At 72.6% G+C, this 18082-nt stretch carries 21 protein-coding genes; 9 read left to right on the forward strand and 12 right to left on the reverse strand.

From position 1 onward, the window contains the following. Window positions 1–441 carry an Lrp/AsnC family transcriptional regulator gene (locus ACFVYA_RS22530; protein ID WP_013227655.1) on the reverse strand — a complete coding sequence of 147 codons (441 nt, stop codon included), beginning with the start codon at window positions 439–441 and terminating at the stop codon, window positions 1–3. Between the two features lie 147 nt (window positions 442–588). On the opposite strand from ACFVYA_RS22530, the gene ACFVYA_RS22535 reads away from it, so the two are divergent. Beyond that, a complete protein-coding gene (locus ACFVYA_RS22535; protein WP_387047617.1) occupies window positions 589–3954 on the forward strand; it encodes an indolepyruvate ferredoxin oxidoreductase family protein in 3366 nt (1121 codons plus the stop codon). Here the strand turns inward: ACFVYA_RS22535 and ACFVYA_RS22540 are convergent. From ACFVYA_RS22540 to ACFVYA_RS22550, 3 genes are all read right to left on the reverse strand, one after another. Further along, a complete protein-coding gene (locus ACFVYA_RS22540; RefSeq protein ID WP_285993097.1) occupies window positions 3935–4561 on the reverse strand; it encodes a response regulator in 627 nt (208 codons plus the stop codon). The genes ACFVYA_RS22535 and ACFVYA_RS22540 overlap by 20 nt on opposite strands. Before the next feature lie 65 nt (window positions 4562–4626). Next, window positions 4627–5133, reverse strand: coding sequence for an ATP-binding protein (locus ACFVYA_RS22545; protein ID WP_285993098.1), 507 nt, complete (start codon window positions 5131–5133; stop codon window positions 4627–4629). 174 nt (window positions 5134–5307) lie between these two features. Further along, window positions 5308–5949, reverse strand: a complete 642-nt coding sequence (locus ACFVYA_RS22550; protein ID WP_387047620.1) for an FMN-dependent NADH-azoreductase — start codon at window positions 5947–5949, stop codon at window positions 5308–5310. An 82-nt stretch (window positions 5950–6031) separates the two neighbouring features. On the opposite strand from ACFVYA_RS22550, the gene ACFVYA_RS22555 reads away from it, so the two are divergent. After that, window positions 6032–6505 (forward strand): MarR family winged helix-turn-helix transcriptional regulator, encoded by a 474-nt coding sequence (locus tag ACFVYA_RS22555; RefSeq protein WP_387047622.1) that lies wholly within the window; start codon window positions 6032–6034, stop codon window positions 6503–6505. A 4-nt stretch (window positions 6506–6509) separates the two neighbouring features. Here the strand turns inward: ACFVYA_RS22555 and ACFVYA_RS22560 are convergent, their stop codons facing one another. From ACFVYA_RS22560 to ACFVYA_RS22575, 4 genes are read right to left on the reverse strand one after another with little or no spacing between them, the layout of a single operon-like run. Next, the gene (locus ACFVYA_RS22560) at window positions 6510–7112 is read right to left on the reverse strand and encodes a precorrin-3B C(17)-methyltransferase (protein WP_387047684.1); all 603 of its coding nucleotides are present in this window, start codon (window positions 7110–7112) and stop codon (window positions 6510–6512) included. Between the two features lie 15 nt (window positions 7113–7127). Beyond that, entirely contained in the window at window positions 7128–7742 is a 615-nt protein-coding gene (locus ACFVYA_RS22565) for a CPBP family intramembrane glutamic endopeptidase (protein WP_387047624.1), read from the reverse strand. Then, window positions 7739–8635: an NAD(P)H-binding protein gene (locus tag ACFVYA_RS22570; RefSeq protein WP_387047625.1), complete on the reverse strand. Its 897-nt coding sequence runs from the start codon at window positions 8633–8635 to the stop codon at window positions 7739–7741. Before ACFVYA_RS22570 ends, ACFVYA_RS22565 begins: the two co-directional genes overlap by 4 nt. Window positions 8636–8645: 10 nt before the next feature. After that, window positions 8646–9569, reverse strand: coding sequence for a DMT family transporter (locus ACFVYA_RS22575; protein ID WP_387047627.1), 924 nt, complete (start codon window positions 9567–9569; stop codon window positions 8646–8648). Between the two features lie 73 nt (window positions 9570–9642). Here ACFVYA_RS22575 and ACFVYA_RS22580 point away from each other — a divergent pair, with 73 nt between their 5' ends. Then, window positions 9643–10566 (forward strand): LysR substrate-binding domain-containing protein, encoded by a 924-nt coding sequence (locus ACFVYA_RS22580; protein WP_387047629.1) that lies wholly within the window; start codon window positions 9643–9645, stop codon window positions 10564–10566. A gap of 5 nt (window positions 10567–10571) precedes the next feature. Here ACFVYA_RS22580 and ACFVYA_RS22585 read toward each other — a convergent pair whose 3' ends face one another. Beyond that, on the reverse strand, window positions 10572–11453 hold the full coding sequence (locus tag ACFVYA_RS22585) for a LysR substrate-binding domain-containing protein (RefSeq protein ID WP_387047630.1): 882 nt from the start codon (window positions 11451–11453) through the stop codon (window positions 10572–10574). A gap of 84 nt (window positions 11454–11537) precedes the next feature. On the opposite strand from ACFVYA_RS22585, the gene ACFVYA_RS22590 reads away from it, so the two are divergent. Further along, window positions 11538–12491, forward strand: a complete 954-nt coding sequence (locus ACFVYA_RS22590) for a threonine/serine dehydratase (protein ID WP_387047632.1) — start codon at window positions 11538–11540, stop codon at window positions 12489–12491. Here ACFVYA_RS22590 and ACFVYA_RS22595 read toward each other — a convergent pair. Beyond that, window positions 12433–13248, reverse strand: coding sequence for an LLM class flavin-dependent oxidoreductase (locus ACFVYA_RS22595; protein WP_387047634.1), 816 nt, complete (start codon window positions 13246–13248; stop codon window positions 12433–12435). The genes ACFVYA_RS22590 and ACFVYA_RS22595 overlap by 59 nt on opposite strands. An 82-nt stretch (window positions 13249–13330) precedes the next feature. Then, window positions 13331–14161: a peptidoglycan-binding protein gene (locus tag ACFVYA_RS22600; RefSeq protein WP_285993108.1), complete on the reverse strand. Its 831-nt coding sequence runs from the start codon at window positions 14159–14161 to the stop codon at window positions 13331–13333. Between the two features lie 447 nt (window positions 14162–14608). On the opposite strand from ACFVYA_RS22600, the gene ACFVYA_RS22605 reads away from it, so the two are divergent. The 5 genes from ACFVYA_RS22605 to ACFVYA_RS22625 all read left to right on the forward strand — a co-directional run bounded on the left by ACFVYA_RS22605 (window position 14609) and on the right by ACFVYA_RS22625 (window position 16999). Further along, window positions 14609–15658 (forward strand): C40 family peptidase, encoded by a 1050-nt coding sequence (locus ACFVYA_RS22605; protein ID WP_387047636.1) that lies wholly within the window; start codon window positions 14609–14611, stop codon window positions 15656–15658. Window positions 15659–15719: 61 nt separating this feature from the next. Further along, window positions 15720–16142, forward strand: a complete 423-nt coding sequence (locus tag ACFVYA_RS22610) for a hypothetical protein (RefSeq protein ID WP_387047638.1) — start codon at window positions 15720–15722, stop codon at window positions 16140–16142. 66 nt (window positions 16143–16208) lie between these two features. Further along, window positions 16209–16409 (forward strand): DUF3072 domain-containing protein, encoded by a 201-nt coding sequence (locus ACFVYA_RS22615; protein WP_387047639.1) that lies wholly within the window; start codon window positions 16209–16211, stop codon window positions 16407–16409. A 102-nt stretch (window positions 16410–16511) separates the two neighbouring features. After that, a complete protein-coding gene (locus ACFVYA_RS22620) occupies window positions 16512–16790 on the forward strand; it encodes a hypothetical protein (RefSeq protein WP_285993111.1) in 279 nt (92 codons plus the stop codon). A gap of 32 nt (window positions 16791–16822) precedes the next feature. Continuing rightward, window positions 16823–16999: a hypothetical protein gene (locus ACFVYA_RS22625; RefSeq protein ID WP_387047640.1), complete on the forward strand. Its 177-nt coding sequence runs from the start codon at window positions 16823–16825 to the stop codon at window positions 16997–16999. A gap of 4 nt (window positions 17000–17003) precedes the next feature. On the opposite strand, the gene rho is transcribed toward ACFVYA_RS22625, so the two are convergent. Beyond that, the gene (rho, locus tag ACFVYA_RS22630; RefSeq protein ID WP_387047642.1) at window positions 17004–18065 is read right to left on the reverse strand and encodes a transcription termination factor Rho; all 1062 of its coding nucleotides are present in this window, start codon (window positions 18063–18065) and stop codon (window positions 17004–17006) included. Between the last annotated feature and the right edge of the window lie 17 nt (window positions 18066–18082).

Below are 18082 nucleotides of genomic sequence, written 5' to 3' on the forward strand. Positions count from 1 at the left end.
CTACCGCGACCAGGATTCCAGCGCGATCAACGTCTTCGTCCCCGTCACCTGGTGGTGCCGGCGGATCTCGTCGATCGTCTTCTGCAGGTGGGCCATGTCGCGCACGCGCAGCCACACCAGCGCGTCCGGGTCACCGGCGATCGTGAAGACCGCCTGGGCCTCCGGCATCCGCGTGGTCGTCCGGAGGATCTCGGCCACCTTCGTGTTGCCCACGAACCGCAGCTCGGTGAACGCCTCGATCCCCCAGCCCAGTTTCGCGTGGTCGACCTGGACCGTGAACCCGGTGATCACCCCGCTTTCGCGCAGCCGGTCGATGCGGCGCTTGACCGCCGCCGTGGACAGCGTCACCCGGCCGGCGATGTCGGACAGCGTGCGGCGGGCGTCCTCGCGCAGCAGGCCGAGGATCTCGTGGTCGGTGGCGTCGAGCAGCTCTTCGGGCATGCGCCAGCCTAACCGCACGCAAAAATCGGCGTCAAACAGCGCTGACGTTGAAAGAACCTTGCGCGGAAGTCGCCAAAACGACACCGCCTGTTGCGTCACTGTGGCCCACGTCGCATCGTGCCGGAAACGAGGCGAAGGGAGCCGCGCGTGGAGACGTTCACGCTGGAGGATCGCTACCTGCGGGAGGCGGGAACCGTGCACCTGACCGGGGTGCAGGCCCTGGTGCGGCTGCTGTTCGACCGCGTCCGCCACGACCGCGCCCGCGGCGGCGACCCCGCCGTCTTCGTCTCGGGCTACGAGGGCTCGCCGCTGGCCGGCTACGACCTCGAACTCGGCCGCCGCGCGACGCTGCTGGAGAAGCACGACGTCGTGCACCGGCCCGGCCTCAACGAAGAGCTGGCCGCGACGTCGGTCATGGGCAGCCAGCTCGTCGCGGGTGCCGGCGGGCAGCGGGGCGTCGCCGGCTTCTGGTACGGCAAGGCCCCCGGTCTCGACCGCGCCAGCGACGCCCTCCGCCACGCCAACCTGGCCGGCACCGACCCGCGCGGCGGCGCGGTCGCGCTCGTCGGGGACGATCCCAACGCGAAGTCGTCCACCGTGCCCTGCGCGTCCGAGCTCGCCCTCGCCGACCTGGCCATCCCGGTGCTCTTCCCGGCCGACGCCCAGGACGTCCTCGACCTCGGCATGCACGCCGTCGAGCTGTCGCGGGCCAGCGGGCTGTGGACGTCGCTGAAGATCGTCGCCAACGTCGCCGACGCGTCCGGCACCGCCACCGTCGGTCCGGAGTGGAGTGCGCCGGGAATGGAGCGGGCATACCGGCACACGCCGACGTCACGACTGCTCGGCACCAGCCTCGCCGAACTGGAGCGCAGCCTCTTCACCGTCCGGCAGCCGCTCGCCCTCGACTACCTGCGCGCGAGCGGGATCAACCGGATCACCGCACGCGGGCCGGCCGACCGGATCGGCATCGTTTCCGCCGGCAAGTCCTACCTGGACCTCCGGCAGGCGCTGCGCACGCTCGGCCTGGACCGGGAAGACCACGGCATCCGCCTCCTCAAGCTCGGCGCGATCCACCCCCTCGAGCCTGCGATCGTCCGCGAGTTCGCCGACGGCCTCGACGAGATCATCGTCGTCGAGGAAAAGCGTGCCTTCGTCGAAACCGCGCTGAAAGAGATCCTGTACGGCGTTCCCCGCGCGCCGAGGATCGTCGGCAAGAAGGACCACGACGGCCGGACGCTGTTCACCGAACTGGGCGAGCTGGACCCGGACGGCATCGCCGCCGGCCTGGCCAGGATCCTGCCGGAGGGTATTCCCCCGGTCGAGGCCTACCGGGGGCGACGCCGTCGCGAGCGCATCGCCGTCCCGCTGCTCGCGCGCACGCCGTACTTCTGCTCGGGATGCCCGCACAACTCGTCGACGAAGGTCCCGGAAGGCACCCTCGTCGGCGGCGGCATCGGCTGCCACACCATGGCTCTGTTCATGGAGCCCGACCAGGTCGGCACCGTCCTGGGCGTGACGCAGATGGGCGGCGAAGGGACCCAGTGGATCGGCATGGCGCCGTTCGTCGAGGCCGACCACTTCGTCCAGAACATCGGCGACGGCACGTTCACCCACTCCGGCAGCCTCGCCGTGCGCGCGGCGGTCGCCGCCGGGGTGAACATCACCTACAAGCTGCTCTACAACTCCGCCGTCGCGATGACCGGCGGCCAGGACGCGGTCGGCGTCCTGCCGGTCGAAAAGGTCGCGGAACTCCTGCTCATCGAGGGCGCGAAGCGGGTGGTGATCACCAGCGACGCACCGGCGAAACACCGGAAGCCGCCGGCCGGCGTCGAGGTCCGCGACCGCAGCGAACTCCTGCGCACGCAGGTGGAACTGGCCGCGGTCAAGGGCGTCACCGTGCTGATCCACGAGCAGGAGTGCGCGGCCGAGAAGCGCCGGAAACGCCGCCGGGGCAAGCAAACCGCGCCCGCGACGCGCGTGGTGATCAACGAGCGCGTCTGCGAGGGCTGCGGCGACTGCGGCACCAAGTCGAACTGCCTGTCCGTGCAGCCGGTGGACACCGAATTCGGCCGCAAGACCGCGATCCACCAGTCGTCGTGCAACGTCGACTACTCCTGCCTGGCCGGGGACTGCCCGTCGTTCGTCACCGTGGTGCCGACCGGCCGGAAGCGGCACCGGAAGGCCGCCGACCTGGCCGCCGACGCCGTCCCCGCGCCGGAGACCCCGGCGAAGGACTTCACCGTCCGGATCACCGGCATCGGCGGTACCGGCGTGGTCACCGTGACGCAGATCCTCGCCACCGCCGCGGTGCTCGACGGCCGGCACGTCCGCACGCTCGACCAGACCGGGCTCGCGCAGAAGGGCGGCGCCGTCGTCTCCGACCTCAAGGTGACGGCGGAGCCGGTCGAACAGGCCCCCAAGCTCGCCGCCGGCGAATGCGACCTCTACCTGGCCTGCGACGCGCTGGTCGGCGCGGACGCGGCGAACCTCGGGGTCGCCGACCCGGCCCGCACCACCGCCGTCGTCTCCACGACCGAGGTCCCGACCGGCCGGATGGTCGTCGACACGACGGTGTCCTTCCCGGACCCCGCCAGCGTGCTCGCGCCCATCGACACCGCCGCGGCGCGCACGGTGTCGCTGGACGCGCGCGGCCTGGCCGAGGAGTACTTCGACGACGACCAGTTCGCCAACGTGCTGCAGCTCGGCGTGGCCTACCAGACCGGCGCGATCCCGCTGCCCGCGTCGGCGATCGAACGCGCCATCGAGCTGAACGGCACCCAGGTCGCCGCGAACGTGCAGGCGTTCCGGCGTGGCCGCCTGCTCGTCGCCGAGCCCCCGGCGGAAGCTCCGGAGCCGGTGATCGCCGCGAAGCCCGGTGCGGTGCGAGCCTTGGTGCACGCCGAGCCCGGCTCCGAACTCGCGCGGCTGCTCGACATCCGCGTCCCCGACCTGATCGCCTACCAGGACAAGGCCTACGCCCGCGCGTACGCGGAGTTCGTCGAGCGGGTGCGGGTGCTGGAGGACGGCCCGACGGAGATCACCGAGGCCGTCGCGAAGCACCTGTACAAGCTGATGGCGTACAAGGACGAGTACGAGGTCGCCCGGCTGTCGCTGGACCCGGCGTTCACCGACGGCCTCGAGGACCGGTTCGGCGCGGGCACGAAGTACGCCTACCGGCTGCACCCGCCGGTGCTGCGGGCGCTCGGCGTGCGGCGCAAGATCAGCCTCGGCCCGTGGTTCCGCCCGGCCTTCCGGCTGCTCCGCGCGCTGCGGCGGCTGCGCGGCACCCGCTTCGACCCGTTCGGCCGCGCCGAGGTGCGCAAGGTCGAGCGCGAGCTGATCGAGGACTACCGCAGCGTGGTCCTGCGGGCGTTCGGCACCCAGGACCGGGCGCGGGTGCTGGCCCTGGCCGAGCTGCCCGACCTCGTCCGCGGCTACGAAGACGTCAAGCTGGCCAACGTGGCCCGGTACCGCGAACGGCAGGCCGAAGTCCTCACGCCCGCAGGTAGCTGAGCATCGCCTGGGCGCCGTCGGGGACGCGCAGCTTCGCGCTGACGTCCCCGGCGTGCTGCCGCGCCGCGGCGGTGCCGATGCCGAGCAGCCGCCCGATCGTCGGCACCGAATGGCCCTCGGCCAGCAACGCCACGACCTCGCGCTCGCGGGCGGTGAGGGTCGCCACCGGGTCGCCGGGCCGGGGCCGGGCGAGCTGGACCGCCACGACGTCCCGGTCCAGGACCGTGCCGCCGGCGGCGACGCGCCGCAGGGCGTCGAGGAACTCGTCGGGCTTGCCGACGCGCTCCTTGAGCAGGTACCCGGCTCCGCCGCCGCCAGCCGCCAGGAGGTCGCCCGCGTAGCCGTCTTCGACGAACGCCGAAAGCGCGAGGATCGCCAGTCCGGGCACGCGGCGCCGGGCTTCGAGGGCGGCGCGGAGCCCTTCGTCGGTGAAGGTCGGCGGCATCCGGACGTCGACGACGGCCAGGTCCGGTTCCACGGCCTCGACCGTCGTCACCAGGTCGCCGGGGTGGTCGACGGCCGCGGCGACCTCGAACCCCTCACTGCGCAGGAGCAGCACCAGCCCTTCCCGCAGCAGGGCGTCGTCCTCCGCGATCACGATCCGCACGACGGCTGCCTCCTCGCGTCCACGTCACCCCCTGCCTGGATGCACGGACGCGCGCGGGAAAGCGTTCAGCTCTGGCCGGACCAGCCGCTCAGCCGGGTCAGCAGGCGCTCCAGGACCTCCGGGTCCGCGGCCACGGGATCGCCGGAGACGGGCTCGTCGACCAGCGTCCGGCGGTCCTGACGCCGGGGCAGGCGCACCTGCCGCGCGGTCATCCCGCCTGGCAGCGCCAGTTCGCACCAGGTGGTGCGGCCGCCGCCCTCGGCGGGCTCGACGCCCAGCCGCTCGCCGGGCCGGGCCTGCGGGTCCGGCCGCCCGGGGACGTCGTCGTCGACCTCGATCGAGAGCACCTCGGCGCGCAGCCGCAGCCGCAACGTGACGAAGGCGGGGGCCTTGGGGTCACTGGCGTCGACGACGGCCTCGACCAGCCGCCTCGCGGTGGCGGTCACCTGCTCCAGCATCGGCAGCAGGGACCAGTCGGTGAGAATCAGGCGGACGAACAGCTCGGTGACCGGTAGCGCGCTGGGCTGCGCGACGAGCCGGATGTCGTCCATCTGGGAGGTGTGCGCGCTCAAACCCGACCTTCCTCGCCCGGGTGCGGCCCGTGCCACACAACGTCAGTCCGCCCGCCGCGGCACGCTACCGCCCGGGCGGGGCGTTGCTGCCGTCGGGGGCAGCCGGCGGGGTCTTCGAGCGGCTCCCGGACCTGGGCCGGGCGTCGCGGAGCCGCGACACCCGGCCCCCGGCGGTCAGACGTGCGCCGGGACCCACAGCTCGTCGATGACGCGCTCGGCCGTGGCCAGGCTCGCGTCGGCCAGCGGGATGAGCTCCGCCATCGCCGGGTTCACGTGGGCCAGCGTGAGTTCCGCCGTGATGAACCGCGGCTCCAGGCCGGTCAGCGAGACGCCGTGCGGGAGCCACTGCTCGGCGTGGTCCCAGCCTTCGCGGGGCGTGCCCTCGCCGTACCCGCCGCCCCGGGACGCCAGCACGATGAACTCGCGGCCGCCGAGGAGGCCGGTCCGGGTTTCGTGGTCGACCGAGAGGCCCGGCGCGATGAGGTGGTCGACCCAGGTCTTCACGCTGCTCGGCGCGCCGAAGTTGTAGAGCGGCAGGCCCAGGAGCACGGTGTCGGCCGCCTTGATCTCGGCGACCAGCTCGGTGGTCCGCGCCCACGCGGCCGCCTGCTCGGGCGTGTGCTGGTCCGGCGGCACCATCCCGGCCAGGCCGCTCGCCGCGTCGATGTGGGGCAGCGGCTGCGCGCCGAGGTCGCGGTAGGTGACCGTGCCGTCCGGGTGCGCGGCGCGCCACGCCGCGGCGGCCCGCGCGCTGAGCCGGCGGCTCACCGAGCGCTCGCCCTGGATGCTCGAGTCGATGTGGAGGAGATGCGCCATGTCGTTAGCCGTCCATAGATCGTTGGTGTAGGACAAACTATTGATAGCACATGGACCATCAGTCTGCCCATATACTGGGCGCATGACCTCGCTCCCGGTCGTCCACCAGCCCCCGCACCGCTGCGGCGCGCTGGTCGACCACCTCGCGCGCCGGCTGCGGCTGCGCAGCGAGTCGGTGCTGGCCCCGCTCGGCCTGCGGCCGCGCCACCTGATCGCCCTCACCGTCCTGCGCGACGGGGGCGGCAGCTCGCAGCAGGACCTGGCGAAGATCCTGGAAATGGACAGCACGAACGTGGTCACCCTGCTCAACGAGCTGGAGACGGAAAACCTGATCGAGCGCCGCCGGTCCCCCGCCGACCGCCGCCGTCACCTGGTCGAGCTGACCGACGTCGGCGCGAAGCTGCTGGCCCGTGCCGAGTTCGCCCTGACGGCGGTCGAGGACGAGGTGTTCAGCGCACTGGACGGCGAGCAGCGCGAGACCCTCTACACGCTGCTGCAGCAGGCGACGAGCAAAACGGGCGTCGAAGCCTGCCGGGAAACGCCGCCGCCCTGCTGAGCGGTCAGGCGCCGGCGATCTCCCGCGCCAGCTGCTGCGCTTCGGGCAGCGTGAGCCGGCCCGTGATCTGCGTGGTACCGCCGGTGATGGCGGACTGGATCATCGGCGCGGTGAGCACCCGGCTCTTCAGGACGATGGCGACCTGCTTGCCGAGGTTGTGCCCGGTCCACTCCGCCCACGTCCCCGCCCCGGCGGCGGTGAAGTTCATGGTGACGGCGGCGTTTCCGGTCTCCGGATCGACACGTGCCGCCACCCAGCTCACGTCCGCGCCGCTGAGGAAACCCGGGCCGAGGAGGTACCGGGTGCCCTGCGCGCGGTCGCAGCTGACCAGCGGAAGCGCCGGGTCGTCCCGGCCGTCGAGGGCATCCGGTTCGCCCGGCCCGCAGGAGAGCGCCCGCGCGGCGGCTTCCTGCGTGGCGGGGTCCGTGCTCTGCCGCTGCCCTGGTGAGCCGACCGCCGGGCCGGCGGGCACCTCGCTCAGGACGGGGCGGAACCGCAGCTGCGTCCCGTCCTTGACGACGAAGCCGTCGTGGAGGGGACGGGCGTGGCCTGCCACCTCGGCCTGGCATCCGGCGACAGCGACGAGGACGGCGACAGCCGCGAGCATGATCCGCACAAGCGGTCATTCTGGTGCGCGGACCCCGGCTGAGTCGAGAGTTTCCGGCGGGAACAGGCGCGGCATGAAGCCCAGCATCAGCGCCGACCAGACCACGTGCGTCAGCAGCGGTGCCTGCACCCCGCCCGACCGGCCGCGCTGCCACGCGAACAGCGTGCCCATCGCCGCCGACGCCAGCACCAGCGCGGGATTTCGCGTCGCCGTCGTGGAAAGCACGTACACCGCGGTGGACACCCGGGCGCCCGCCGCGTCGTAGAGCGCGCCGCGGAAGAACACCTCTTCCGCCGCTCCGGTGAGCAACGTCGTCGCCGCCACCGAGGCCTTCGATCCGCGGTGGGCGTGGTCCAGGACTCCGGTGATCGCCCGGCGCAGCAGCGGGATGCGGCGGGCCACCAGCGCGCACCCGTAGAACACGCCGAACGCGGCCGCTCCCGCCACCACCGGCTGGAGGACCTCCCGGCGGCCGCGGGGCACCGGTCCGGCCGCCTGCGCCCCGGCGAGCCACGTCGCCGCGACCGAGGCCGTGAGCACCTGGAAACGGCGGGAGCCGGGACGGCTGGCCAGTGACGCACCGAGCAGCCCGGACCCGGCGGCGGTGACCGCGGCGAGGACCGGCTTCACGCCGTCCGCCGGCTCTTCGCCCGCTCGCCCAGGGCCTGCAGGACGGCTTCGTCGTAGCCCATCGGCTCGAACTCGACGATCCGGCGGATCGCGTCGTCGCGGACGACGACCTCGTTGGTCATCGAGTCGATCAGCGCCCGCCCGGTGGTGACGTCGATGTCCGTGACGAGCGAAAGCCAGTACGACGACAGGCGCGGGGAAAGCAGCGGGACCGGCAGGATCAGCAGCGGCCGGCCCTCGATCGCCGCCACCCGCTGCAGCATGTCGCGGTAGGCCAGCACTTCGGGGCCGCCGATGTCGAACGTCCGGCCCGCGGCCTCCGGGTGGTCGAGGACGCCGACCAGGTAGCGGACGACGTCGGCGACCGCGATCGGCTGGGTGCGCGTGCCGACCCAGCGCGGGGTGACCATCGCCGGCAGGTGCTCGACCAGCTGCCGCGTCAGCTCCCACGACGTGCCGCCGTGCCCGACCACGATGCCGGCGCGCAGCACCGTCACCGGCACGCCGGTCTCCCCCAGCAGCCGCTCGACCTCGCGGCGGCTGGCGAGGTGGTCCGACAGCGCATCGGCGTCGTTCCCGAGCCCGCCGAGGTAGACGATCCGGCGCAGGCCCACGCCGGCCGCGGCGCGGGCGAACGCGCGCGCGGCGTCGGCGTCGCGGCGCTTGAAGTCCGCACTGTCGAGTGAATGCACGAGGTAGTAGGCGGCTTCGACGCCCTTGAGCGCGTCCCGCAGCGAGCCGACGTCGGCGACGTCGCCGCGGACGGCTTTCCCGGCGCCGCGGTACTTCGCGGGGTGACGGGTCATCGCGAGCACCTCGTGCCCGGCCGTCTCCAGCTCCGGGCACAACCGGCTGCCGACGAACCCCGAAGCCCCCGCCACCAGCACCCGCATGCCCGCGACGTTAGCCGGGGCGGCCTTCGCGCGCAGAACGTCCGCTCCCGGCGAAGCAGACCGCGGCGACGACGCCCGCGCACCCGATCAGCTGGGCCCATCCGGGTGTCTCCCCGAGCAGGCCGACGCCGAGCAGCACCGCGCCGACCGGCTGCAGCAGCATCAGCGTCGCCCCGGTGGTGGCGGACATCCGGGGCAGCGCGGCGGAGATGAGCAGCCAGCCCGCCAGCTGGCCGACGCCGGCGAGCGCGACCAGCCAGCCGAACGCGGACCAGCCCGGCGCCAGGTCGAGCGTGCCGGTCGGGACGCCGAGCACGACGGCGACCACACCGGCGGAGACCGTGGCCAGCACCAGCGAGCCCGCCTGCGTGCCCGTTCCGCCGCTGAGCCGGATCAGGAAGAGGTACCCGGCGTACCCGGCGCCGGCGAGCAGCGCCGCGACGGCGCCGGTGACCGGGTCCGAGCCGAACGAGCCGGTGCCGGCGAACCCGCCGGCCAGCACGATCCCGCCGAGCAGCACCGGCACCGCGGCGAGGAACCGCTTCGACGGCCGCTCGGCCAGGAACGCGAACGCCAGCAGCGGCACGATCACCACCTGCACGGCGAGGAGCACGGTGGCGATACCGGCGCCGACCCGCGGGATCGCTTCGCCCCACAGCACGAAGTCCAGGCCGAGCCCGGTCCCGGCCAGCATCGGGAAGAGCACGCGGCGGTGCGGCGCGGGGCCGGCCCTCCGCCGTTCGCGTCCGGCCAGCAGGAGCAGCACCGGACACGCGAGCAGGCAGCGCCAGAACGCGCTCGTGCTGCCGCTGACGTGCGAAACCTTGATGAAGACCGACGACAGCGAGATGCAGAAGCTGCCGAGCGCGGCGAGCAGCCGCGGGTCGAAGCGGCTGGTGAACGGCGGAGCGGGCCGGAACGCGGTCGTGGTCACGTCTCCAGCGTGCGGCCGGCCACTGTCAAGGACAAGCGAATGTTTCTGCGTGGAATTCGGTAGTATTTCTACCGTGTATGGACTCGAGCGACTGCGGGCACTGCACGCGGTCGCGACCCACGGCTCGGTCGCCGCGGCGGCCGAGTCCCTGCACGTCACGCCGTCCGGGGTGTCGCAGCAGCTGGCGAAGCTGGAACGGGAGGCGGGCCAGCCGCTGCTGGCGCCGCGCGGCCGCGGCGTCCGGCTGACGAAGGCGGGCCAGGTGCTGGCCGGGCACGCGGAGCGGATCCTCGCGCAGGTCGCCGCGGCGAAGGCGGACCTGGAGCTGCTGCGCGAGGACGTCATCGGGCCGCTGCGGATCGGCGCGATCCCGACGACCGTCCACGCGCTGCTGCCGCCCGCGCTGGCCACCCTCGCCGACCGGCACCCGCGGCTGGCCGTGACGCTGCACGAGGGCGAGGCCGAGCAGACGCTGCCCCGCGTGCTGGCCGGCGACCTCGACGTCGGCGTGCTGGAGAGCTGGAACGACCGCCCGACGGTGCTTCCGCCGTCCACGACGCGCATCGCGCTGTTCTCCGACGTCGCCGACCTCGCCCTGCCCGCCGGGCACCGGCTGGCCCACCGCAAGGCGGTCGACCTGTCCGAAGTGGACGACCTGCCGTGGATCGGCTGGAGCGCCGGGTCGGGGTGCTACGAGTGGCTGGTGCAGGTGCTGCGCAAGCAGCGGCTGGAGCCGCGGATCAGCTGCGCGGTCGGCGGTTACCCGACCCAGCTGGCCCTGGTGGCGGGCAACGTCGGCGCGGCACTGGTCCCCCGGCTGGCCCGCGACCGGCTGCCCGACGGGGTGCGGATCCTGGCCACCCGCCCGGCACTGACCCGCACGATCTACGCGGTCTGCCGGGCCGGGGAGGAGGACCGCGGCGCGGTGCGGGCGTGCCTGGACGCGCTGCGGGCGGCGTCGGCGCGCTTCGAGAGCGCGGGCCGGCCGGCCGGCTGAGCCGTCTACTGTGGACGGCTCAACCGGGCCACCATCTCGGTCACCAGCGGGCCCGGACGCCGGTGGTGCACCAGGAAGATGTCCCGGGCCGGCTGGGCGTCCGCCGCGTCGCGCACCTCGACGCGGGCCGGGCCCACCCGCTCCAGCACGCTCTCCGGCACGAACGCGATGCCCAGCCCGGCCTCCACCAGCGCCAGGATCACCTGGTAGTCCCGGGTTTCGTACGCCACCCGCAGCCGGACGCCCGCGGCGTCGGCGAGCTGCTCGAGACAGGCCCGGTTGGGCACGCCCGGGCTGCCGGAGATCCAGTCCTCCGCGGCCAGCGCCCGCAGGGTGAGCCGGCGGGCGCCGGCCTTCGCGTGCCCTTTCGGCAGGATCAGCCGGAACCGCTCCGAGCGCAGCAGCGTCCGCTGCAGGCCGCGCGGGTCGGGCAGCGGCGCGCCGGGGTAGCGGTGGGTGATCAGCAGGTCGAGCTCGCGGGAGCTGACCAGGCCGTACCCGTCCGGTGGCTCCAGGTCCAGCAGCCGCAGCGCCACGCCGGGGTGGTCGCGGCGGAATGCGGCGAGCGCGGCGGGCACCAGCGTCATGCCCGCGCTGGCGAACGTGCCGACGGTGAGCTCCTCGTCGAGCAGCGCGCGGACGGTCCGCTCGGCCGTGCGCAGCTCTCCGACGATCGCCTCGGCGTGGACGAGCAGCGCCTCCCCGACCGGCGTGAGCGTGACGCCGCGGGCGTGCCGGTCCAGCAGGCGGGCCCCGGCGTCGCGCTCCAGCTTGGCCAGCTGCTGCGAGACGGCGGACGGGGTGAACGAAAGCCGCTTGGCGGCCGCGGCGATCGAGCCGGCGTGCGCGACCTCGGCCAGCACGGCCAGCCGGTGGGCGTCGAGCACGGGAGCCTCCAGCCGTAAGTTCTGCTAACTCCAGCATAGGAGACGTCGCTGGTGCTTACGTCGGCCCGCGCGCATGCTGAAGCCATGATCAGCACAGCGGATGTCGAACGGGCGGCGGCACGCATCGAGGGCCGGATCCGCCGGACGCCGGTGCTCGCCGCGGACGAAGGCGTGTGGTTCAAGCTGGAACAGCTGCAGCACACCGGGTCGTTCAAGGCCCGCGGCGCCTTCAACCGGATCCTCGCCGCCGGTGAGCGAACCGGGGTGGTGGCCGCGTCGGGCGGCAACGCCGGGCTCGCCGTCGCCTACGCGGCCCGTGAATTCGGACTCCCGGCGCGGGTTTACGTCCCGGCGACCGCGCCCGCGGTGAAGGTCGCGAAACTCCGGCAGCTCGGCGCGGCGGTGGAGCTCGTCGGCGAGAAGTACGCCGACGCCTACGACGCGGCCGTCAAGCACGCGGCGGACACCGGCGAGCTGTTCTGCCACGCCTACGACCAGCCGGACATCTGCGCCGGCCAGGGCACCCTCGGCCTCGAACTGCTGGAGCAGGCGGGCGACCTGGACACGATCCTCGTCGCGGTCGGCGGCGGCGGGCTGCTGGCCGGCGTGGCCGCCGCGGTCGAAGGCCGGGCGCGCGTGGTCGGCGTCGAGCCGCGCACGATCCCGACGCTGCACTCGGCGTTGGCCGCCGGCGAGCCGCTCACGGTCGGCGTCGCCGGTGTCACCGCCGACTCGCTGGGCGCGTCCCGGCTCGGCGACATCGCGTTCGCGGTCGCCACCCGCACGAACGCCGGCTCGGTGCTGGTGGACGACGCCGCGATCGTCGAAGCACGGGCGGCGCTGTGGGACCGCTACCGCCTCGCCGTCGAACCCGGCGGGGCGACCGCGTTCGCCGCCCTGCTCTCCGGCGCCTACCGGCCTGCGCCGGGCGAACGGGTCGCCGTCCTGCTGTGCGGCGCCAATACCGACCCCGCCACGCTCACTTCCCCGACAGCCGCGCCACCACCGGGGCGAACTCCTCGAGGAACGCGCCGTTGACGCTGAAATAGGACACGCCCTGTTCCTCGCGGCGGCGTTCGAGCTCAGCCACCATGTCGTCGACGCCGCCGCGGAGCAGGCCGAGGGAGTCGTGCTCGATGAGCGTCTCGGCGTCGACGCCGATGAAGCCGCGGATCCACGGCGGGACCGTGTCGCCGACGACCCAGATGTTCATCGCGAACTCGAGGTCGCGGTCACCGGCCGCCGACCGGACTTCCTCGATGTGCCCGGTCATTTCCTCCCGGGTGGTCAGCACGTCGCCGGCCATCGTGACGATGTCGGCCTTCAGCCCGGCGAGCCGGCGGACCTTCGGGCCGCCCGCGGCGATCATCACCGGCGTGTGCGCGTCGCCGTCCAGCCGGCGGACGTGGTCGATCGTCTCGGAAATCGAGTCGAGCCGCTCCTGCCCCGAGCCGTACGGCAGCCCGAGTTCTTCGGCCTGCTGCCGCATTTCCGGCCGCCCGCTGCCGAGCCCGAGCTCGAACCGGCCGTTCGTGACGACGGTCAGGCTGCGCGCCTCCCAGGCCGCGGCCCGGGCGGTGCGCAGCGGACTGGCCAGCACGAACGAGCCGACACGCAGCTCGGTCGTCGCCGCCGCGGCCGCCGCGAGGGCCGCGGTCGGCGTCGGCATGTTCAGGTTGTCCGGGCACAGCAGCGTCGAATAGCCGAGTTCTTCGGCACGGCGAGCGGTGGCCAGCCAGCCAGCTGCGTCATTGGCGCCTGCGACCACGCCGAACCGGAACACCTTCTGCGGCATCGGAACACCCCCACGTCGTTGGTCCCCCGATCAAACCACCGGTGGGCCCGGCCGTGCCACCACGGCCGGGCGCCCCCCGGCATCAGCCGCGCTGGTACTCCTCCCAGGTGACCTTCGCGACCTGCGGGCCGTCGTCGGCGCCGCGGCCGGCCAGGCCGTTCATGCCCAGGTAGTAGTCGCCGGTCTGGTGCTGCGCACCCGACGACAGGTCCGGGTCGGAGACGGCCATCGCGTGGATGTGGTAGTCGAAGCCCTGCGCCGGCGTGCGGTACCAGGCCGCGAACCCGACGTTGCGCAGCGCCTTCAGCAGGTTGGTGCGGTTGGTCGACGACATGCCGGACACCGAGATGTCCATCGCGCCGCCGCCGTCGTGGGTCCCGGCCGAGGCGTCGACGCCGCCGGCGTTGTAGGAACCCTGCGTCAGCGTGACCTGGAAGCCCGCCTTTCCTTCCGCCGCAACGAGCATCGCCTTCGTGCGGGTGTTGAGGGTCTTGCCGTGGTAGGTCACCTGGCTGCCCGCGGAAACCGCGTTCGTGACCGTGTACCGGCCTTCGCCCAGCTTCTCCAGCGAGGTCTTGCCCGGCAGGCCGGAAGCGTCGAGACCGGTGTAGCCCAACGACTTCTGGTACTGCGAGTACGCCGTGATCGTCGTGGTGCCGAAGTAGCCGTCGACGTACTGGCTGTCGAGCAGGCCCTTCGCCTGCAGCGCCTGCTCGACGAGCAGCACGCTGTCGTGCGCGCCCGGCGTGAGGGTGTCGTCGGCGCGGCGCGGGTCGATCTGGGCCGCCTTCAGCACGGCCTCCATGTTCGCACCGGGCAGCACCGTCGTGGCCGCAGTCTCGGCCTGAGCCGGTGCGGCCACGGCGAACGCGGCGGCGGTGAGCGCCGTGAGTACGGCGGCCTTCGTGAACATCCTGGTCCTCCATGGGTCGGAATCGCTTCGGTCAGGAGAATCACGCAACCGGATACAAGGGACGTACAAACCGGATCCACCCCCGGCACGCGAACCTCGCGGACGCGGCTCGTGTCCGGGACCACTCAGCTGCGGTAACGGCGTGTAATCTCAGCCACAATACGTTCGGGTTCCTCCTGGTCCAGCCGTGTCATCGCGCGTCACGGAGAGTTTCCGGCGCCCCGGCCTGGACGTGTCCGTGCTCGTTTCGTAACCTGTTCGAGATCTCGCGGCCCCCGGTCGTCCCCCGACGGCGACGCGAGATCGCCGCCGATACCCCCCTGCCGGGTACCGGACCCCAAGCGGGCTCTTCCTGTTGCGGTCGAGCGCGCCCTGGGCACGGGCGAGACCCCCGCTCGCCCTCCCGGTCCCGCCGGCGGCCGATCAGCAAAGGAGACCCGCGCGAGAATGCGTTCGCATCCCGTCAAGCGCGTGGTGTCAGGTGCCCTCGCCGCGGCCTCGGTGATCACCGTCGTCACCATGGCCCAGCCGGCCACCGCCGCCCCCGTCCCCGTCCTGCAGGCGCCCCCCGCCGGCTCGGACGCCCTCGCCAAGTACCGCGATCTCGCGGCACAGGCGGAAAAACTCAACGAAGACCTGCTCCGGGCCCAGGACGACCTGACCGCGAAGCAGGGTCAGCTCGACAAGGCCAACGCCGACGTCGACGCCGCGAAGAACGCCGGCGCCCAAGCCGTCGAGGCGAAGCAGAAGTACCAGTCCGAAGTGGACAAGTTCGCCGGAGCTTCGTTCACCAGCGGTGTCCAGATGAACAAGCTGTCGGCGCTGCTGGCCGGAGCGTCCACTCAGGACTTCCTGGACCGTTCGGCGGCGCTCGATGTCATCGCCACCGACAAGAACGCCGCGATGGGCAACCTCAGCGGCGCGGCGGCCAAGGCCGCGGCGGCCGAGAAGTCGGCCGCCGACGCGGCGAAGCGGGCCCAAGACGCCCGGGACGCGGCGGCGAAGCTGGCGTCGGACATCGAGGCCAAGAAGAAGGACCTGCAGGGCCAGATCGACCAGATCGAGGCGCAGAGCCGGAACCTCAGCAGCGCGGACAAGGCCGCCCAGAAGGACACCGGCGGTGCGGCCCCGAGTGTCAAGGCACCCAGCGCGGCGGCGCAGAAGGCGGTCGACGCGGCGCTCAGCAAGCTCGGCAGCGCCTACGTCTGGGGCGCCACCGGGCCGAGCACGTTCGACTGCTCGGGCCTGATGCAGTGGGCGTACAAGCAGGCCGGCATCACCCTGCCGCGGACGTCGTCGGCGCAGGCGGGCTTCGGCACCTCGGTGTCGCGCGCCCAGCTGCAGCCCGGCGACCTGGTCGCCTACTACTCCCCCGTGTCCCACATCGGGATGTACATCGGCGACGGCAAGATGGTGCACGCGCCGACGAGCGGCGACGTCGTCAAGATCTCGCCGCTGATGAGCGAGTACGCGGGAGGCACGCGCCCCACGGCCTGACGTCCGGCCGGTGCCCCGTTCCGCGAAGTGTAGAAATCGCGGAACGGGGCACTTTTCGCGCATGGACGTGAACCCTGACGCCGCCACCGTCGAAGCCGTCGGCAAGGTGACCGAGGCCCTGGAGACGATCGAGCGCGCTCGCGGGCACCTCTACTCCTTCCACCAGCTGACCGGCAGTGCGGACCTGGCCCTCGGCGAGGCCGTGAAGCAGCTCGAGAAGGCCGGCCACACCGACTGGGCGCGGCGGATCTCCGAAGAGCTCATCGGGCTCAACGTATTACCCGATCGGTGGACTTTCCAGGTCGTCGAGGAGTACGACGACGGCTACTACAAGGCGTGCCGCGACCTTGAGCGTGAGCTGCTCACCTCGCTCACCGGAGGGCGCCGCCACCTGCACGAACAGCAGATGAAGGACGAGCGCCGGACACACGGCCGACCGGGTCACGAGGCCGGCGGCCCGAGCACACCCCCGGCCGGCACGTGAGCGGCGATCGTCGGAGCCCTGCGCTACAGTCGGACGCAGGCGAACAGATGTTCGATTGGAGCTGTGATGACTGATCAGGTGGAACCGAACCCGGAGAAGGACCCGAGCGACTGGACCACCGGCGACGAGCCGATGACCGGGCCGCAGAAGTCGTACCTGCAGACGCTGGCGCAGGAAGCCGGCGAAGAGGTGCCGGACAACCTCACGAAGGCGGAGGCGTCCGAGCGGATCGACGCGCTGCAGAAGGCGACCGGCCGCGGCACGTGAGGGGTGCCGGCCCGCGGCCGGTGTGCCCGACGCCACGGCTTGCCGGTCACCCGTGCGGGTAGTCATCCGGGAGATGCCCTACTCCCCCAAGGAGGACATCCCGTGTACCTGACCGTGCTGCTCGTCACCCTTGCCGGACTGCTCGTGCTCGGCGGAGTCGCCGTCCGGGAGCTGCCGAAGCCGTATCCGCTCACCGCGAAACGGACCCTGGTCGCCGCCTGGGTGGTGGCCGCCGCCGGGGTCGGGTGGTGGATCTTCGCTCCCGGGGCCGCGCCGCTCGTCGTCACGGTGGTCGGGTTCGGGTTTCTCGTCGCGACCCTGAACCGCGGGCCCGAACGGCCGTCCTACCCGCGGTCGACCCCCTACCAGCCACCTCGATGAGTGAAGGCTCGCGGACCGGGTACTTCTCGGGAATGTCTCATCCGAACGAACAGCAACCCGAGATCGCCCGGCCCGAGACCGAGGATCCCGGCCGTGCCGAAGACCGGCTCTACCGGCCCGGCGAGGGCGAACCGGCGGACAGTCCCGAGGAAGCCCGCGGTGTCGGTGCGAAAGTGATCGGCGAACTGCGGGAGCGGCGCGAAAGCTGAGCGCTCAGGCGGCTTCCGGCAGCGCCGCGCCCGTCACGCGGAACAGGAACTCGGCGTTGGAGCCGGTCTTGCGGAGCTGCTCCAGCAGCTGCTCGATCGCGTGCGGGCCCGGCAACGCCCGCCGGACTTCGCGCATGGCCGCGAGTTCGCCCGGGGTGACCAGCAGTTCTTCGCGCCGGGTGCCGGAGGCGGCAACGTCGACCGCGGGGAAGACGCGCCGCTCGGCCGTCTTGCGGTCGAGCTTGAGTTCGGCGTTGCCGGTGCTCTTCAGCTCCTCGAAGAACACCGTGTCGGCCAGTGAACCGGTTTCCACCAGCGCCGACGCGACGATCGTGAGCGAACCGCCGCCCTCGACGTTCCGTGCGGCGCCGAGGATCCGCTTCATCGGCTGCAACGCGGCCGCGTCGACACCGCCGGACAGCGTGCGGCCGGATGGGCGTGCGGAAAGGTTGTACGCGCGGCCGAGCCGGGTGAGCGAATCGAGCAGCAGGACGACGTCTTCGCCGTGCTCCACCAAGCGTTTCGCGCGCTCGACGGCGAGTTCCGCGACAGCCACGTGCTCAGCCGGCGGACGGTCGAAAGTGGACGCGATCACCTCGCCGCGCACGGTCCGGCTCAGCTCGGTGACCTCTTCGGGACGTTCGTCGGCGAGCAGGACCAATAGCCGGCAGTCGGGGTGGTTGACCGCCAGCCCGTGGCCGATTTCCCGCAGCACGGTGGTTTTCCCGGCTTTCGGCGGCGAAACGACCAAGGCGCGTTGTCCCCGGCCGAGCGGGGTGACGAGGTCGAGGACGCGGGGCAGCAGCCGCGTCGGCGTGGTTTCGAGCAGCAGCCGACGGTCCGGGTGCACCGGCACGAGGTCGGCGAAGCGCGGGCGCGGCTCGTCCGGGTCGCGGCCGTTGACGCTGGTGATCTTCTCGGCGGTGCCGGTGATTTCGTCGCCGGGCCGCAGGTTGTGCTTGCGGACCAGGGAAAGCGGGACGGCGGCGTCGCCGGGCGCGGACCGGTAGCCGGGCCGGGCGAACGGGGTTTTGCCGGACAGGTCGAGGATTCCGTGAAAAGACATGGGTGTCTCCTGAAGTG

Source organism: Amycolatopsis sp. NPDC058278, assembly GCF_042881395.1.
Lineage (GTDB): Bacteria > Actinomycetota > Actinomycetes > Mycobacteriales > Pseudonocardiaceae > Amycolatopsis.

What these genes read in the sequence shown, in the direction of transcription:
- ACFVYA_RS22605 (WP_387047636.1), top strand. Translation starts at nt 14,609, where the DNA reads ATGCGTTCGCATCCCGTCAAGCGCGTGGTGTCAGGTGCCCTCGCCGCG.
- ACFVYA_RS22610 (WP_387047638.1), top strand. Translation starts at nt 15,720, where the DNA reads ATGGACGTGAACCCTGACGCCGCCACCGTCGAAGCCGTCGGCAAGGTG.
- ACFVYA_RS22550 (WP_387047620.1), bottom strand. Translation starts at nt 5,949, where the DNA reads ATGGCGCATCTCCTCCACATCGACTCGAGCATCCAGGGCGAGCGCTCG.
- ACFVYA_RS22560 (WP_387047684.1), bottom strand. Translation starts at nt 7,112, where the DNA reads ATGCTCGCGGCTGTCGCCGTCCTCGTCGCTGTCGCCGGATGCCAGGCC.
- ACFVYA_RS22590 (WP_387047632.1), top strand. Translation starts at nt 11,538, where the DNA reads ATGATCAGCACAGCGGATGTCGAACGGGCGGCGGCACGCATCGAGGGC.
- ACFVYA_RS22555 (WP_387047622.1), top strand. Translation starts at nt 6,032, where the DNA reads ATGACCTCGCTCCCGGTCGTCCACCAGCCCCCGCACCGCTGCGGCGCG.
- ACFVYA_RS22615 (WP_387047639.1), top strand. Translation starts at nt 16,209, where the DNA reads ATGACTGATCAGGTGGAACCGAACCCGGAGAAGGACCCGAGCGACTGG.
- ACFVYA_RS22600 (WP_285993108.1), bottom strand. Translation starts at nt 14,161, where the DNA reads ATGTTCACGAAGGCCGCCGTACTCACGGCGCTCACCGCCGCCGCGTTC.
- ACFVYA_RS22530 (WP_013227655.1), bottom strand. Translation starts at nt 441, where the DNA reads ATGCCCGAAGAGCTGCTCGACGCCACCGACCACGAGATCCTCGGCCTG.
- ACFVYA_RS22625 (WP_387047640.1), top strand. Translation starts at nt 16,823, where the DNA reads ATGTCTCATCCGAACGAACAGCAACCCGAGATCGCCCGGCCCGAGACC.
- ACFVYA_RS22595 (WP_387047634.1), bottom strand. Translation starts at nt 13,248, where the DNA reads ATGCCGCAGAAGGTGTTCCGGTTCGGCGTGGTCGCAGGCGCCAATGAC.
- rho (WP_387047642.1), bottom strand. Translation starts at nt 18,065, where the DNA reads ATGTCTTTTCACGGAATCCTCGACCTGTCCGGCAAAACCCCGTTCGCC.
- ACFVYA_RS22570 (WP_387047625.1), bottom strand. Translation starts at nt 8,635, where the DNA reads ATGCGGGTGCTGGTGGCGGGGGCTTCGGGGTTCGTCGGCAGCCGGTTG.